Here is a 15,856-nt window from a genome sequence, read left to right as displayed (position 1 = left end):
GGCGGAGGACGCGGGTCAGGGGGTTGTCAGAGGACCGGCCAGGGGTGCGGCGTGCGGTCGTCGGTCGCGAGCACGGCGGCGATCCAGCCGTCGTCCCGGCCGCGCGGACCGGAGAGGCCCTGGCGCAGAGTGCCTTCGAAGCGGAAGCCGAGCTTCTGCGCGACGCGAGCCGACGCCTGGTTGCCGACGATCGCCCGCCACTCGATCCGCCTCAGCGACAGCGGCTCGGCGAACCCGAAGTCCACGACCGCCGCCGCCGCTTCGGTGAGGAAGCCGTGGCCTCGGGCGGCGGCATCCAGCCAGAATCCGATCTCGGCGGCGCCCTGCTTCTCGACCCGGTGCAGGCCGATCATGCCGATCCAACGGCCCTCGCGGCGGACGCCCCAGGTGAGCTCGCTCTCCTCGTCCCACCACGTCGCAGCTTTGTCGATGAAGTCCTCGGCGTGGGTCCGCTCGTACGGCGAGGGGAGTGTGGTCCACCGCGGCACCTCAGGATCCTGCGCCGCGGCCGTGATCGCGTCGACGTCGGCCGTTGTCGGCACCGACAACTCGAGCCGCTCCGTCCGCAGGGTCACCGGTTGCATGCCCCGACCCTACCCAGGTGTGTGCCGTTCTCCGGACACGTCGGGTGACGGGGCATCAGTGCGGCCTCCGTGGCTCAATCTTCCGGAGAACGGGACGCGGGTGGGCGACCTGCCCGTCCCATGGTCCTCGGCACAGCACGCCGCGCTGGATCGCCCGGCACGTGCCGTTCTCCGGAGGGAACGCGCATCGCAGCCGGGGATGGTGCTTCCCGTAGCGCTGCTCCGGAGAACGGCCCGCGTCTCCTGCACGTCGCCGATCCCCGCTTCAGGATCGGCGTCACCTGTGGAGAGGGCCGGAGGCCGATCGCGCACCGGTCAGGGTGGGCGCATGTGGGAGAGCGAACGTCGGGTGTTCCGGCAGCGGGCCGCGGAGGTCCTCGAAACGCCGGTGTGGAGCACTGCGCAGCTCCGGGCGGAAGGGGTGAGCAAGCGCGCGATCGCTGCGGCGATCCGGGAGGGGCGGCTGATTCGTGCGCGCCGGGACAACTACGTCGCCGCCGGCACTGACCAGGCGCTGGTCGCCGCCGTCGAGGCAGGAGGAGTGCTGACCTGCGTGAGCGCCTTGCGGCTGTTGGGAGTCTTCGTGCTCGACGGCGGGGGTCTCCACGTCCTCGTGCCGCCCCACTCGACTCGGCTGAAGCCCTCCGGCGACGAGCGGATCGTGCGTCACTGGCTCCGGGCGTCGGACGGCGCTTTGCCTCGCCGAGCGTGCGCTCACCCCATCGACATGCTCGCGCACGCGGTGCGCTGCCAGCCTCCGCGCGCAGCTGTAGCCTCGCTGGACAGCGCGCTGCACACGGGGTTGATCCGACCGAGCGACGTCACGGAGGTGTTCGCACTCCTCCCGAAGCGATTCGCGCCGCTGATGGCACTGCTCGATGGCCGGGCGGAGTCCGGGCCCGAAACGCTCGCTCGACTGCTCATACGCGGCATCACCAGGGATGTCGACCTGCAGGTGCGCATCGATGGGGTGGGCAGGGTCGACCTCCTTGTGAACGGGTGGCTGGTGATCGAATGCGACAGCGAGGCTCATCACCTCGGGTCGGAGGCATACCGTTCCGATCGCACCCGAGACCTCGCGTTGGCGGAGCGCGGATACACCGTCATGCGGCTGTCAGCCGCCGACATCATGTGGCGGCCCGAGCAGGTGGCCTCGGCGGTTCGCGGCCTGCTCCGCTCCCGGCGTCGGGTGTGAGCCCGTCAGCGTGCCGTTCTCCGGATGAATCCCACCACCCCGGCACCCTCAGGTCCGTCACCGACCGTTGGTCCGGAGAACGGCACGCGTCCGCGCCGAGACGTACCGCCCCGGGCGTCAGCCGTCGGGGTGCTGCTGGATCCAGACGGCCATCGCGGCGAGATTGGACAGGGGAGCCATCGCCCCGATGACCGGCGCGTCGAACACCATGGACGCCACGCCCGATTCCGCATACGAGGCGACCCAGCCGGCGGCATCCGGCAGGGGGACGGCCGGCAGTCGGTCGACCTCTTCCTTCGGGATGCCGAATCCTGCGGCGGCGTCTTGCGCGCGCTCCGGGGTCGAGAAGGCGAAGATCGCCGGGCCCTGCGGGGTGGTTGCGGCGAACGGGGTGGGCTGCTCGTCGGTTCCGCGCGCGATGAAGATCCACTTGTCGAGCGCGAACACCGCCCGCCACAGTCGCTCCTGCGCCTCGCGGTCGTCGGGCGCCGCCATCGACGGTCCCGCGGCGGCGTCGATCGCTGCGACGAGGGCAGCGTCAGGGTCGAGCTGCGAGGCGGAGGGATCAGGCACGACGCAGCAGCCCGAGCTTGTCGTACACGTCGCCGAGGGTCCGGTCGGCGACCTCTTCAGCCCGCGCGGCGTTCGTCGCGAGCACACGGTCGAGTTCGGCCGGATCGTCGAGCAGCTCGAGCGCACGCGCCCGTACGGGACCGAACTCCGCGACGACGACCTCGGCCAGACCCTTCTTGAAGTCGCCGTATCCGCGTCCCGCGTACTCATCCTCGATCGAGGGGATCTCGCGACCGGTGAGGGCTGCGTAGATCACGAGCAGATTCGACACACCGGGCTTCTCCGCGCGGTCGTAGCGCACGACCCCTTCGGAGTCGGTGACGGCGCGCATGACCTTCTTGGCGGACTTCGCCGGGTCGTCGAGGAGCCACAGGACCCCGGCATCCGACTCGGCGGACTTCGACATCTTCGAGGTCGGATTCTGCAGGTCGTAGATGCGCGCCGTGTCCTTCTGGATGACCGGCTTCGGCACGCGGAACGCCTCGCCGAAGCGGCTGTTGAAACGCTCCGCGAGGTCACGGGTCAGCTCGACGTGCTGCTTCTGGTCGTCGCCGACGGGGACGATGTCCGTCTGGTACAGCAGGATGTCGGCGGCCATCAGGATCGGGTAGGTGAAGAGGCCGACGTTCGTCGCGTCGGTGCCGTAGCGCGCCGACTTGTCCTTGAACTGCGTCATCCGCCCTGCCTCACCGAAGCCCGTGATGGTCGACAGCACCCACGCCAGCTCGGCGTGCGCGCGCACGTGCGACTGCACGTACAGGGTCGATTTGGCGGGCTCGATGCCGGCGGCGATGTACTGGGCAGCTGTCCGGCGGGTCTTCTCACGGAGCTCCGACGGATCGTTCGGCTGTGTGAGGGCGTGCAGGTCGACGACGGAGAAGAACGCGTCGTAGGACTCCTGCAGGTCCCGCCACTGCATGAGCGCCCCGATGTAGTTGCCGATCTGGAGGGAGTCGGCGGAGGGCTGCATTCCGGAGTACAGGCGGGGTTTGCTCACCCTACGATCCTAGGCGCGAACGGATGCTGCGCCCCCGCTGCCCGTGCTCAGCTGCCGAGCGTGTAGTCCGCGACGACGGGCGCGTGGTCGCTCCACCGGGTGTCCCACGAGGGGGCGCGGACGACCCGGTAGTCGGTTGCCCGGGTCGCGAGTTCCGCGGTGGCGAGGTGGTAGTCGATGCGCCACCCGGTGTCGTTGTCGAACGCCTTTCCGCGGTTCGACCACCAGGTGTAGGGTCCGTCCGTCTCGCCCGCGAAATTGCGCCCGACGTCGACCCAGCCGAGTCCGGTGCCGCTCTCGCCGTCGACGGTCGCGACGGTGTCGCCCGCGGGCCCGGTGAACCGGTCGAAGTAGGCGCGCTCGCGGGGGAGGAAGCCGGCCTTCTTGACGTTGCCCTTCCAGTTGCGGATGTCGAACTCGCGGTGCCCGACGTTCAGGTCACCGGTGATGAGCGCGAGGTCACCGAGGTGCGGCATCCGCTCTTCCATCGCGTCGAGGAAGGCGTACTTCGCCATCTGCTTCTCGGTGCCGGCCTCGCCCGTGAAGACGTAGGCGCTCACGACCGTGAGGAGCTCGCCATCGACCTCGATGTCGGCCTCGACCCAGCGCCCCTTCGAGTCGAGCGCCTCGTCGCCGAGGTCGACCCGCCACACGTCGAGCGGTTCCCGCGCGGCGATCGCGACGCCCGCGCGCCCCTTCGCGAGGGCTTCGTCGTTCACGATGTGCCACCCGGGCAGAGCTGCCGCGAGATCGGATGCCTCGGCCCGCACCTCCTGCAGGGTCAGGACGTCGACATCGGCGGTTTCGAGCCACCCGTGCATCCCTTTCCGGGCGGCGGCGCGGATGCCGTTGACGTTGACGGAGGCGATGCGGAGTGTTCGTGGCACGCCTTCCAGCGTATCGACGACCGCCGACACGCCTTCACTCCCGGGTGCGTTCCCGCAGTTCCTCCGCGTGCCGGAGGTCGCGCCGGGCACCCGGCCTCTGCCACCACGAGGCGTCCGCGAGCGACTGCCGCGCCTCGCGGACTCCGGCCTCGGCGACGACCCGGAGTGCTCGTCGCTCCCGTTCCAGCCGCTCTGCCGCGGTCGTCTCGACCAGGGGGATGTCGGCGTCGTCTGCGGCGACAGCGATCCAGGATGCCGCGACCAGGATCACGATCCCGGCGAGGCGGAGCCACAGCAGCAGGCCGATGACGACGGAGAACGTCGCCAGGAGCGGGTTGGTCGGCGAGTACACGGCGAGGAAACCGCCGCCGAGCTGCAGGAGCGCGAGCGCGCCGCCGCCTGCGAGCGCGCCGGGGAGGATCGCGCGCCACGGCAGGGAGGTGCCGGTGAGGAATCGGATGAGGCCGGTCAGCGCAGCCGTGTTCAGGAGGACGCTGACGAGGACCGACGCGATACGACTCGTCACGTCGACGACCGCCGATTCGTACGGCACATCCGCCCAATCGAGGACGAGCGCGACGACGCCGCCGGCGACGAGGCCGAGGACGGCGCCGAGGACGAGAGCGAGCCCGAACAGCAGGGCCGCCAGAAGATCGCCGAGCTTCAGCAGAACGAAGCTGCGGGTGTCGAACGGGAGGCCGAAGATGCCGCGCACCGCGCGACGGGTGAAGGTGACGAATCCGATAGACGTCCAGATCGCGACGGCGACGGCGATCGCACCGGTCACGGCGAAGAGGCTGCTGCTGTCGCGCGCGATGTCGGCGACGTCAGCCGGGTCGAGCGTGCCCCCGGCGGCGATGAAGCCGGGCAGGTAGGAGTTCACGACCGTGATGACGCCGTCGATCGCCGCTTGCGACCCGCCGAGCCACAGGCCCACACCCGCGATCGCCGTGTACAGCGTCGCGAAGATCGCGAACAGGGACTGGTAGCTGATGCTCGCCGCCAGCAGGAATCCGTTCCGCCGCAGGAACCGTCGCCACACCCGCACGGGGAATGACTCGACCGTCCTGCGAGTCAGCACCGTGGCACGCTCGATCGGCTGATCGAGGCGCTCGCGCAGACGAGACGCCTCCCACCGCTCGCGCAGGGGAGGCGTCTCGTCGTCTGAGGTCACGCCTCGAGGCTATCCGGGCCGGTCAGCTGCGGAGAACAGCCTGCTTGACCTCGGCGATGGCCTTGGTGATCTCGATGCCGCGGGGGCACGCCTCGGTGCAGTTGAAGGTCGTGCGGCAACGCCACACGCCTTCTTTGTCGTTGAGGATGTCGAGGCGCACGTCGGCGGCATCGTCGCGCGAGTCGAAGATGAAACGGTGCGCGTTGACGATCGCGGCGGGACCGAAGTACTGACCGTCGGTCCAGAACACGGGGCACGAGGACGTGCACGCGGCGCAGAGGATGCACTTCGTGGTGTCGTCGTAGACCGCGCGGTCCTTGATCGACTGGAAGCGCTCCTTGCCGGGCTCCGGAGCGGACTTCGGCTGCAGGAAGGGCTGCACGTCGCGGAAGGACTCGAAGAACGGGTCCATGTCGACGATGAGGTCCTTCTCGAGCGGCAGGCCCTTGATCGCCTCGACGTAGATCGGCTTCGAGATGTCGAGGTCCTTGATCAGCGTCTTGCAGGCGAGGCGGTTGCGACCGTTGATGCGCATGGCGTCCGACCCGCAGATGCCGTGCGCGCAGGAGCGACGGAAGCTCAGCGTGCCGTCCACGTCCCACTTGATGCGGTGCAGCGCGTCCAGAACACGGTCCGTGGGGTACATCTCCACGTCGTAGTCGACCCAGCGCGGCTCAGCATCCACCTCGGGATCGAATCGCCGGATGATGAAGGTGACCAGGTACGACTGGATGCCGGAGTCGTTCGCCTCCTGCGTGTCCGCAGGTGCGCCGCTGTCGACGATCGTCATCAGTACTTCCTCTCCATCGGCGGGTAGTTGTACTCGCCCTGCTCGTTCTTGGTGAACACGACCGGCTTCCAATCCAGACGGATGTGGTCCTCGGGGTTCGCGGAGTGCGGGTCACCCGTGAGGTAGGCCATCGTGTGCTGCATGTACTTGTCGTCGTTGCGGTCGGGGTAGTCCTCGCGCATGTGGCCGCCGCGGCTCTCGCGCCGGTTGCGGGCGGCGTAGGCGACGATCTCGGCGATGTCGAGGAGGAACCCGAGCTCGACGGCCTCGAGCAGGTCGGTGTTGTACCGCTTGCCCTTGTCATCGACGTGCACGTTCTTGTACCGCTCGCGCAGATCGTTGATCGTGCCCATGACGTTCGTGAGCGTCTCTTCGGTGCGGAAGACCTGGGCGTTCGCGTCCATCTCCTCCTGCAGCTTCTTGCGAAGCGTCGAGATGCGCTCGGTGCCCGCGTTGCTCCGCAGGCCCTCGATCATCTCGCGGACCTCCTTCGCGGGGTCCTCCGGAAGGGGCATGAACTCCGCCGTCTGCACGTACTCGACGGCGTTCTGGCCCGAGCGCTTGCCGAACACGTTGATGTCGAGCAGCGAGTTGGTGCCGAGACGGTTGGCCCCGTGTACCGAGACGCACGCGCACTCGCCCGCGGCGTAGAGGCCCGGGACGACGGTGTCGTTGTCGGCGAGCACCTCGCCCTTGATGTTGGTCGGGATGCCGCCCATCGCGTAGTGCGCGGTCGGCATGACGGGCACCGGCTCGACGACCGGGTCGACACCCAGGTAGGTGCGCGCGAACTCGGTGATGTCGGGGAGCTTGGTCTCGAGGACCTCCGCACCGAGGTGCGTGCAGTCGAGGTAGACGTAGTCCTTGTTCGGACCGGCGCCGCGGCCCTCGAGGACCTCCTTGACCATGCATCGCGCAACGATGTCGCGAGGCGCGAGGTCCTTGATCGTCGGGGCGTAGCGCTCCATGAAGCGCTCGCCCGAAGCGTTGCGGAGGATCGCGCCCTCACCACGGGCACCCTCGGTGAGGAGGATGCCGAGGCCCGCGAGGCCTGTCGGGTGGAACTGGAAGAACTCGATGTCCTCGAGGGGGAGACCCTTGCGCCAGACGATCCCGACGCCGTCACCGGTGAGGGTGTGCGCGTTCGAGGTGGTCTTGAAGATCTTGCCGAAGCCACCGGTCGCGAAGATGACGGCCTTGGCGTGGAAGACATGGAGGTCGCCGGTGGCGAGCTCGTACGCGACGACACCGGCGATGCCGGTGCGACCCAGGGCATCCTTCACCGTGATCAGGTCGAGCGCGTAGTACTCGTTGAAGAAGTTGATGCCGAGCTTCACGCAGTTCTGGAACAGCGTCTGCAGGATCATGTGGCCGGTGCGGTCAGCTGCGTAGCAGGCGCGACGGACCGGGTTCTTGCCGTGCTCGGCGGTGTGACCGCCGAAACGACGCTGATCGATCTTGCCGTCGGGCGTGCGGTTGAAGGGCAGGCCCATGTTCTCGAGGTCGATGACCGCGTCGATGGCTTCCTTCGCGAGGATCTCGGCGGCGTCCTGGTCGACGAGGTAGTCGCCGCCCTTGACGGTGTCGAAGGTGTGCCACTCCCAGGAGTCCTCTTCGACGTTGGCGAGCGCTGCCGCCATGCCGCCCTGCGCCGCGCCGGTGTGGCTGCGGGTCGGGTAGAGCTTCGTGATGACGGCGGTCTTCGCGCCGGGCCCGGCCTCGATGGCCGCGCGCATGCCGGCCCCGCCGGCGCCCACGATCACGACATCGAACTGGTGGTAGTGGACGCCGTCCTTGACGACGGAGTCCGCGGTCTGGGTGCTCACGTGACGGTTGCCTCTGCTCTCTGCGTTTGCGTGCCGGTCGAGCCGGCTCAGCCCTGTGCCTTGCAGACCTCGGCGACGACGCTGCCGTCGCTGAGGTTCGGGATGCAGGGGTCGAAGGTGAAGACGACGAGGGTGCCGAGGATGATCATGAATCCGGCGACCACCCACAGGCTCGTGACGAGGACCCGACGCACCTTCGCGTTGGTGACGTAGTCGTTGACGATGGTCCGCATGCCGTTGGTGCCGTGGATGAACGCCAGCCACAGCATGAGGACGTCCCAGACCTGCCAGAACGGGCTCGCGAACTTGCCGGCGACGAACGAGAAGTCCAACGCCGAGATGCCCTGGCCGATCATCAGGTTGACGAACAGGTGGCCGAAGATGAGGACGATCAGGAGCACGCCGGAGACGCGCATGAAGACCCAACCCCACTGCTCGAGGTTCGGGCCCTTCCGGCGGACGGAGGCCTTGCCCTGCGGTGTGCGCGGGGGAACGAGGGTGTCGGCGGTCATCAGTGCTCGCCTCCCATGTGCGAGAAGACATTCGGAAGGTGGCGGGCGGCGAAACCGACGAGGGTGACGGCCCAGACGGCCAGCACACCCCACCACAGCTGACGCTGGTGCCGCGTGGCCCACGGCCACAGGTCGACCGCGATGATGCGGAGCCCGTTGAACGCGTGGTAGACGATCGCGGCGACCAGGGCGACTTCGCCGAGGCCCATGACCGGGTTCTTGTACGTGCCGATGACCGCGTCGTACGCCTCGGGGGAGACCCGGATGAGCGCGGTGTCGAGGACGTGCACGAGCAGGAAGAAGAAGATGGCGATACCGGTGATGCGGTGCAGAACCCACGACCACATGCCCTCGTTGCCGCGGTACAGCGTGCCGCGCGGGGTCTTGGACGTGGTCTCAGCTACCGACGGCGTGACGCGTGCTGGTGCAGACACGGTCGTCCTCCCTTGGGTGAGATGGGTGGCGCTTGTGCGGCGAGATCACGGCATCCCAGGGAATGTCGCCCATCGTCGCAAGCGGGCGCACCGACCATCCTAAGCGGCCCTGAAGGGGGTGGGCGAGGAAGGGCAACCTTAGGAACGGCGGTCATCCGAGGTCTGTCGTCGTCATGGGTTCGGAATGGGGGCGACACGGTCGGCCGGTAGGGTTCGGACCATGGTCGAACACATCGAGAACTTCTACGCCGTCATCCCCGCCGGCGGTGTCGGATCACGCCTGTGGCCGCTGTCGCGGGCCGACGCACCGAAGTTCCTCCATGACCTGACGGGTTCGGGTCATTCCCTCCTCCGCGACACCTGGAACCGGCTCGAACCGCTGACCGGTCCGAATCGGATCGCGGTCGTCACGGGCCGCGCGCACCGCGCGGCCGTCGAGGCGCAGCTGCCCGGTATCCCGGACAAGAACGTCATCCTCGAGTCCGAGCCGCGCGACTCCGCTGCCGCCATCGGTCTCGCTGCCGCGATCCTGCACCGGCGGCATCCGGATGCCGTCATCGGTTCCTTCGCGGCCGACCACGTCATCCGCGGTTCTCGCGTCTTCGAGTTCGCGGTGCGCGACGCCGTCGAGGTCGCGCGCGAGGGGTACATCTGCACGATCGGCATCACCCCGACGGAGCCCGCAGTCGGTTTCGGGTACATCAAGCGGGGCGGCGAGCTGATCGTCGACGGTGCGCGGGATGCCTCCCTGGTCGAGCGGTTCGTCGAGAAGCCCGACCTGGAGACCGCGAAGGCCTACGTAGCGGACCGCTCCTATCTCTGGAACGCGGGCATGTTCATCTCGCGGGCCGATGTCCTCCTCGCCGAGATCGAGGCCAACAACCCCACGCTGCACGCGGGCCTGCTCGAACTCGCCGAGGCGTGGGATGACCGCGAGCGCCGCGGCCCCGCCGTCGACCGCATCTGGCCGACGCTGCAGAAGATCGCGATCGACTACGTCGTCGCGGAGCCCGCTGCGGAGAAGGGGAAGCTCGCCGTCGTCCCCGGCCACTTCGACTGGGATGACGTGGGGGACTTCGCCAGCCTCGCGAAGCTCAACTCCGGCGGGCGCACCGACCTCGCGATCCTCGGAAAGAACGCCCGGGTGCTGTCGGATGCGGCGAGCGGCATCGTGGTCTCGCAGACCAGCCGTGTCATCAGCATCATCGGCGTGAAGGACATCGTCGTCGTCGACACAGACGACGCCCTGCTCGTGACGACGGCCGAGCACGCGCAGCGCGTGAAGAGCGTCGTCGACGCACTCAAGGTCACGGGCCGCGGCGACGTCCTCTGACCCCGACGCCGTTGGGCAGGATGCCGCTCCCGTGACGGGTTCATTGCGGCTTTGTAACCATTCCGAGGAACGGCCTCATCAGGGTGCCCGGTCGTCGTCACAGTAGGTAACTTCGGTTGCGCACACCCGCGAAGTCCGCGGGTTCTCTTCCGTGGAGGCACACTTGACCATCTCGAACCCGAAGAAGCTCGCCGGCATCGCCGGTGCCGCGCTTCTCATCGCCGCGCTGGCTGGCTGCGGCACCGCCCCCGAGGCCACCTCCCCGTCGTCCTCCGCCGGCGCCGGTGCTGGCAACGTCGTCGACGGCTTCATGCCCTGCCTCATCTCCGACGCCGGTGGCTGGAACGACAAGTCGTTCAACGAGTCCGCCAAGAACGGCATGGACAAGGCTGCCGGCGAGCTCGGCATCAAGCCCCTCGAGTTCGAGTCGACGAACGACAACGACTATGCGCCGAACATGACCACGGCCATCTCCGAGGGCTGCACGCTCATCGTCTCCGTCGGCTACAAGCTCGCGGCCGCCACGGTCGAGGCCGCCAAGGCCAACCCCAACCTGCAGTTCGCGATCATCGACGACTTCGCCGACGTCGACCAGGACGGCAAGACCGACGCCCCGAACATCAAGCCCCTCGTCTTCAACACGGCCGAGGCGGCCTACCTCGGTGGCTACGCCGCCGCGGCGTGGTCGGCTGAGGCCGGCGTGAACAAGGTCGGCACCTTCGGCGGGGCGCAGATCCCCTCCGTCGCCGTCTTCATGGACGGTTACGCGCTCGGTGTCGAGAAGTACAACGAGGACAAGAAGGCCGACGTCAAGCTCTTCGGCTGGGATGTCGCGGCTCAGAAGGGCGCCTTCACGGGCGGCTTCGACGCCAACGACACCGCCAAGCAGACGGCGCAGTCCGTGCTCGACCAGGGCGTCGACGTCATCCTCCCCGTCGGTGGCCCCATCTACACGAGCGCCGCAGCGGCGATCAAGGACAGCGGTGATGACACCCTCATCCTCGGTGTCGACAGCGACCTGGCCGTCGCCGACACCTCGGTCACCGACGTCACCCTCGTCTCGATCATGAAGGCGATCGACGTCGCCGTCTACGACACCACGGTCGCGGCGTCCACCGGCGAGTTCGACGCCACCCCGTACGTCGGCACCCTCGAGAACGAGGGCGTCAAGCTCTCGAGCTTCCACGACTTCGAGTCGAAGCTGCCCGCCGGTCTGACCGACGAGCTCGCGGCGCTGCAGAAGTCGATCGTCTCGGGCGACATCAAGGTCGAGTCCAAGAACTCGCCGTGATCTGAAACGACATCCACTCGGGGCGGGCAGCGTGAAGCTGTCCGCCCCGAGTGCCGTTCGCTCCACGTTTCTATGGCGGGTCCTTCCCGACACCCGCCGGATAGGGTTCTCGTATGAAGCTCGAGCTCCGCGGAATCACCAAGAGATTCGGCAGCCTCGTCGCCAACGATCACATCGACCTCGTGGTCGAGCCAGGGGAGATCCACGCTCTCCTCGGTGAGAACGGCGCCGGCAAGTCCACCCTCATGAACGTCCTGTACGGGCTGTACCGTGCCGATGAAGGTCAGATCCTGCTGGACGACGCCGTCCAGAACTTCCGGGGTCCCGGCGACGCGATGGCCGCGGGCATCGGCATGGTGCATCAGCACTTCATGCTCATCCCGGTCTTCACCGTCGCCGAGAACGTCATGCTCGGGCACGAGAAGACCAAGGGGCTCGGCCGGCTCGACCTGGCGCAGGCCCGCGACCACGTCCGCGCCGTCGCGGACCGCTTCGGTTTCCAGATCGACCCCGACGCCCTCGTCGGCGACCTCCCCGTCGGCGTCCAGCAGCGGGTCGAGATCATCAAGGCGCTCTCCCGTGACGCGAAGGTGCTGGTCTTCGACGAGCCGACCGCTGTCCTCACCCCGCAGGAGACGGATGAGTTGATGGGGATCATGCGGCAGCTCCGCGATGAGGGCACCTCCATCGTCTTCATCACCCACAAGCTCCGTGAGGTCCGCGAAGTCGCGGACCGCATCACCGTCGTCCGCCTCGGCAAGATCGTCGGTACGGCGTCCCCGACGGCGACCAACGCGGAGCTCGCTTCGCTCATGGTCGGCCGCGCGGTGGAACTCACCGTGCAGAAGGATGCGGCCCGTGTCCGCGAAGGCGGACTCGAGGTCCGCGACCTCCGCGTCCTGACCTCCGGCGGGGCCATCCTCGTCGATGATGTGTCCTTCGACGTCCGACCCGGCGAGATCCTCGCCGTCGCGGGTGTACAGGGGAACGGTCAGACCGAACTCGTCGAAGCGATCGTCGGCCTCGCCGCGCGCACCGAAGGCTCCATCCGCCTCGAGGGTGCAGAGCTGGTCGGCAAGAGCGTCCGCAGCATCCTCGATGCCGGTGTCGGCTTCGTTCCCGAAGACCGCAAGGAGGACGGCCTCGTCGGCGGCTTCTCCGTCGCGGAGAACCTCATCCTCGACCGGTCGACGGACCCCGCCTTCTCGCGCGGCGGCACGATCCGCCGTGCCGAGCTCGACGCGTTCGCGCGTGCTCGCATCGAGGAATACGACATCCGTACGCGCGGTCCGGAGACCCCCGCCGGCACGCTGTCGGGCGGCAACCAGCAGAAGGTCGTGATCGCCCGCGAGATGAGCCGCGAGCTGAAGCTCTTCGTCGCCGCGCAGCCCACCCGCGGCGTCGATGTCGGTTCCATCGAATTCATCCACAAGCGCATCGTTGAGACGCGCGATGCCGGCATCCCCGTGATCGTCGTGTCGACCGAGCTCGACGAGGTCACCGCCCTCGCCGATCGCATCGCCGTCATGTACCGCGGTCGCATCGTCGGCATCGTCCCCGGCGACACGCCGCGCGACATCCTCGGCCTCATGATGGCCGGCGCAACAGACCCGGAGGTGGCTGCATGAGCGGCACGACGCCCGGCGCCGCCGATGCGGCGCGTCCCGCCGAACAGCTTCCGACGGCCAGCGGGCCGCTGACGGGCGAAGGCCTGCCCTCGGAGCCCTCTCGGACCGACGTCTTCTTCCGAGAACTCGTCCGCGGCAGCGCCATGACCACGGTGCTCGCGGTCGTGCTGGCGATGGTCGTGGGCGGTGTGCTCATCGCCGTGACGAACGACGACGTGCAGCGCACGAGCGGCTACTTCTTCGCCCGGCCGACCGACACCCTCATCGCCGCATGGAACGCGATCTACAACGGCTACGAGGCGCTGTTCCGCGGCGCGGTGTTCAATCCGCGCGTGAACGACTTCGCCGCGCAGATCCGGCCCCTGACGAACTCGCTCGGTTTCGCTGCTCCGCTGATCGCGGCGGGCCTCGGCGTCGCCCTCGCGTTCCGCGTGGGCCTGTTCAACATCGGCGCACGCGGTCAGATGCTCGTCGGCGCACTGTTCGCCGGCTTCTTCGCGTTCAACCTCGATCTGCCGCTGCTCGTGCACCTGCCCCTCACCCTGCTCGCCGGCATCCTCGGCGGAGCGATCTGGGGCGGACTCGTCGGCCTGCTGAAGGCGCGGACGGGCGCCCACGAGGTGATCCTCACGATCATGCTCAACTACGTCGCCTATTACCTGCTGCTGTGGATGCTGCGCACCCCCGGCCTCCTGCAGGCGGAAGGCACGAACCAGCCGCAGTCGCAGCCGACGCCCGCGACGGCTCAGTTCCCCGACCTGTTCGGACCGTCGTTCCCCCAGCTCGACTGGGGATTCGTCATCGTCGTGATCGCGACCCTGTTCGTCTGGTGGCTCATCGAGCGCTCCAGCCTCGGACTCCGGATGCGGGCCGTGGGTGAGAACCCGCACGCCGCCCGCGCGGGCGGTATCAACGTCGAGCGCATCTACATCTACGCCATGGTGTTCGCCGGCGGCCTCGCCGGGCTCGCCGCGATGAACCAGATCCAGGGCAACGTCACCACCGGCTTCGCCGCGACCATCGACGCCGGGATCGGCTTCGACGCGATCACCGTCGCCCTGCTCGGCCGCAGCCGTGCGTGGGGGACGTTCGCTGCCGGCATCCTGTTCGGCGCCCTCAAGGCGGGCTCGTTCTCGATGCAGGCGCAGGGGATCCCGGTCGACATCGTGCTCGTCGTGCAGTCGCTCGTCGTGCTGTTCATCGCCGCCCCGCCGCTGCTGCGCGCCGTGTTCTTCCTCCCCAAGACCGAGATCGAGAAGGCGGACAAGGCGCGAGCCAAGGCCGCCAAGAAGGCGGTGGCGGCATGAGCGCTCCGGCTCCCGCGGTCGAATCCGACGGCACCATCCAACTGACCGTCGTCAAGACCCGGCACATCAAAGTGCCCATCGTCTTCGGTGTCGTCGTCGTCTTGATGGCGCTGCTGTTCCTCCTCGTCCCGCGAGGGGAGACCACCACGTTCCGCCTCGGCGATGCGACGTCGTCGATCGCCGTTCCCAACGTCGACGTGCCCACGGGGCTGACCAGCTGGCTGATGGTCGCCGTCCTCGTCGTCCTTGCGGCTCTCGCCGCATGGAACGCGTGGAACTACCGCAAGACGCCGCTGTGGCTGACGACCGTGTTCGCGATCCTCGCGGTCGTCGCCTTTATCGTGTGGGCGGCCGCCGGCGGAATCTTCCCCGTGACGAGCCTGCTGTTCGGTGCCGTGTCGCTGTCGGTCCCGCTCGTGTTCGGTGCGCTCGGCGGTGTCATCGGCGAACGCGTCGGCGTCGTCAACGTCGCCATCGAGGGCCAGCTGCTGTTCGGCGCGTTCTCGGCGGCGCTCCTCTCGAGCATCACCGGCAGCCCGATCGTCGGCCTCGTCGGCGCCATGATCGGCGGTGTCCTCGTGTCGTTCGTCCTCGCGGCCTTCGCGATCAAGTACCTGGTCGACCAGGTGATCGTGGGTGTCGTCCTGAACGTCCTCGTGACCGGTCTCACCGGGTTCCTCTACGGCGCTCTCCTCGTTCCCAACGAGGAGACGCTCAACCGTCCCGAGCGGTTCGGCCGCATCGAGATCCCGCTCCTGAGCGAGATCCCCGTCATCGGGCCGGTCCTGTTCAACCAGACCTTCATCGTCTACCTGATGTACATCACCGTCGCGGTGGTGTCGTGGGGCCTGTACCGCACCCGATGGGGCCTTCGGCTCCGCGCGGTCGGCGAGCACCCTCAGGCGGCGGACACCGTCGGCATCAAGGTCAACGCGACCCGGTTCTGGAACGTCTCGCTCGCGGGTGCGATCGCCGGCATCGGTGGCGCCTACTTCACGCTCGTCTCCGTACCGCAGTTCGGCAAGGAGATGACGGCGGGTCTCGGCTTCATCGCGCTCGCGGCCGTCATCTTCGGCCGCTGGGATCCCATCCGCGCGACGCTCGCTGCGCTCCTGTTCGGGTTCGCGACGAACCTGCAGAACCAGCTGACCGTGCTCGACACCCCCATCCCCAGCGAGTTCATGCTGATGCTGCCGTACGTCGTGACGATCCTCGCGGTCGCCGGCTTCGCCGGTCAGATCCGCGGACCCGCCGCATCCGGCAAGCCCTACATCAAGGGCTGACACGGGATGCCGCGACCCGCGGCATCCGTCGATCTACAAGGA

Annotated in this window: 15 protein-coding genes; 6 read left to right on the top strand and 9 right to left on the bottom strand. The window is 68.2% G+C overall.

Going from position 1 to position 15,856, the window contains the following annotated elements; all coding sequences use genetic code 11:
* Positions 1-26 precede the first annotated feature (26 nt).
* Entirely contained in the window at positions 27-584 is a 558-nt protein-coding gene (locus ABQ271_RS11390) for a GNAT family N-acetyltransferase (RefSeq protein WP_349308871.1), read from the bottom strand.
* Between the two features lie 328 nt (positions 585-912).
* Here ABQ271_RS11390 and ABQ271_RS11385 point away from each other — a divergent pair, with 328 nt between their 5' ends.
* Entirely contained in the window at positions 913-1,779 is an 867-nt protein-coding gene (locus ABQ271_RS11385; protein ID WP_349308870.1) for a DUF559 domain-containing protein, read from the top strand.
* Between the two features lie 117 nt (positions 1,780-1,896).
* Here the strand turns inward: ABQ271_RS11385 and ABQ271_RS11380 are convergent, their stop codons facing one another.
* The 8 genes from ABQ271_RS11380 to sdhC are packed head-to-tail and all read right to left on the bottom strand — an operon-like array spanning position 1,897 to position 8,972.
* On the bottom strand, positions 1,897-2,352 hold the full coding sequence (locus tag ABQ271_RS11380) for a hypothetical protein (RefSeq protein WP_349308869.1): 456 nt from the start codon (positions 2,350-2,352) through the stop codon (positions 1,897-1,899).
* Positions 2,345-3,349, bottom strand: a complete 1,005-nt coding sequence (gene trpS / locus ABQ271_RS11375; protein WP_349308868.1) for a tryptophan--tRNA ligase — start codon at positions 3,347-3,349, stop codon at positions 2,345-2,347. The genes ABQ271_RS11380 and trpS overlap by 8 nt, the downstream gene beginning before the upstream one ends.
* Before the next feature lie 47 nt (positions 3,350-3,396).
* On the bottom strand, positions 3,397-4,236 hold the full coding sequence (locus tag ABQ271_RS11370) for an exodeoxyribonuclease III (protein ID WP_349308867.1): 840 nt from the start codon (positions 4,234-4,236) through the stop codon (positions 3,397-3,399).
* Positions 4,237-4,270: 34 nt separating this feature from the next.
* Complete coding sequence (locus tag ABQ271_RS11365; protein ID WP_349308866.1) at positions 4,271-5,410, bottom strand: YihY/virulence factor BrkB family protein; 1,140 nt, start codon at positions 5,408-5,410, stop codon at positions 4,271-4,273.
* Positions 5,411-5,432: 22 nt separating this feature from the next.
* On the bottom strand, positions 5,433-6,200 hold the full coding sequence (locus tag ABQ271_RS11360; RefSeq protein WP_349308865.1) for a succinate dehydrogenase iron-sulfur subunit: 768 nt from the start codon (positions 6,198-6,200) through the stop codon (positions 5,433-5,435).
* Positions 6,200-8,026, bottom strand: a complete 1,827-nt coding sequence (gene sdhA, locus ABQ271_RS11355; protein WP_036312819.1) for a succinate dehydrogenase flavoprotein subunit — start codon at positions 8,024-8,026, stop codon at positions 6,200-6,202. The genes ABQ271_RS11360 and sdhA overlap by 1 nt, the downstream gene beginning before the upstream one ends.
* A 47-nt stretch (positions 8,027-8,073) precedes the next feature.
* Positions 8,074-8,538 (bottom strand): succinate dehydrogenase, hydrophobic membrane anchor protein, encoded by a 465-nt coding sequence (gene sdhD / locus ABQ271_RS11350; RefSeq protein ID WP_349308864.1) that lies wholly within the window; start codon positions 8,536-8,538, stop codon positions 8,074-8,076.
* Positions 8,538-8,972 carry a succinate dehydrogenase, cytochrome b556 subunit gene (sdhC, locus tag ABQ271_RS11345; RefSeq protein WP_349308863.1) on the bottom strand — a complete coding sequence of 145 codons (435 nt, stop codon included), beginning with the start codon at positions 8,970-8,972 and terminating at the stop codon, positions 8,538-8,540. The genes sdhD and sdhC overlap by 1 nt, the downstream gene beginning before the upstream one ends.
* A 220-nt stretch (positions 8,973-9,192) precedes the next feature.
* Between sdhC and ABQ271_RS11340 the strand changes: the two genes are divergently transcribed.
* From ABQ271_RS11340 to ABQ271_RS11320, 5 genes are all read left to right on the top strand, one after another.
* On the top strand, positions 9,193-10,305 hold the full coding sequence (locus ABQ271_RS11340) for a mannose-1-phosphate guanylyltransferase (RefSeq protein ID WP_349308862.1): 1,113 nt from the start codon (positions 9,193-9,195) through the stop codon (positions 10,303-10,305).
* Between the two features lie 163 nt (positions 10,306-10,468).
* On the top strand, positions 10,469-11,596 hold the full coding sequence (locus tag ABQ271_RS11335; protein WP_349308861.1) for a BMP family ABC transporter substrate-binding protein: 1,128 nt from the start codon (positions 10,469-10,471) through the stop codon (positions 11,594-11,596).
* A 113-nt stretch (positions 11,597-11,709) separates the two neighbouring features.
* Positions 11,710-13,224: an ABC transporter ATP-binding protein gene (locus ABQ271_RS11330; RefSeq protein ID WP_349308860.1), complete on the top strand. Its 1,515-nt coding sequence runs from the start codon at positions 11,710-11,712 to the stop codon at positions 13,222-13,224.
* Complete coding sequence (locus tag ABQ271_RS11325) at positions 13,221-14,531, top strand: ABC transporter permease (protein ID WP_349308859.1); 1,311 nt, start codon at positions 13,221-13,223, stop codon at positions 14,529-14,531. The genes ABQ271_RS11330 and ABQ271_RS11325 overlap by 4 nt, the downstream gene beginning before the upstream one ends.
* Positions 14,528-15,814, top strand: coding sequence for an ABC transporter permease (locus ABQ271_RS11320; RefSeq protein ID WP_349308858.1), 1,287 nt, complete (start codon positions 14,528-14,530; stop codon positions 15,812-15,814). Before ABQ271_RS11325 ends, ABQ271_RS11320 begins: the two co-directional genes overlap by 4 nt.
* The last annotated feature ends 42 nt before the right edge of the window (positions 15,815-15,856 follow it).

It is taken from the genome of Microbacterium sp. MM2322 (genome assembly GCF_964186585.1).
GTDB lineage: Bacteria > Actinomycetota > Actinomycetes > Actinomycetales > Microbacteriaceae > Microbacterium.
This window is presented reverse-complemented; position numbering and strand designations above follow the sequence as displayed.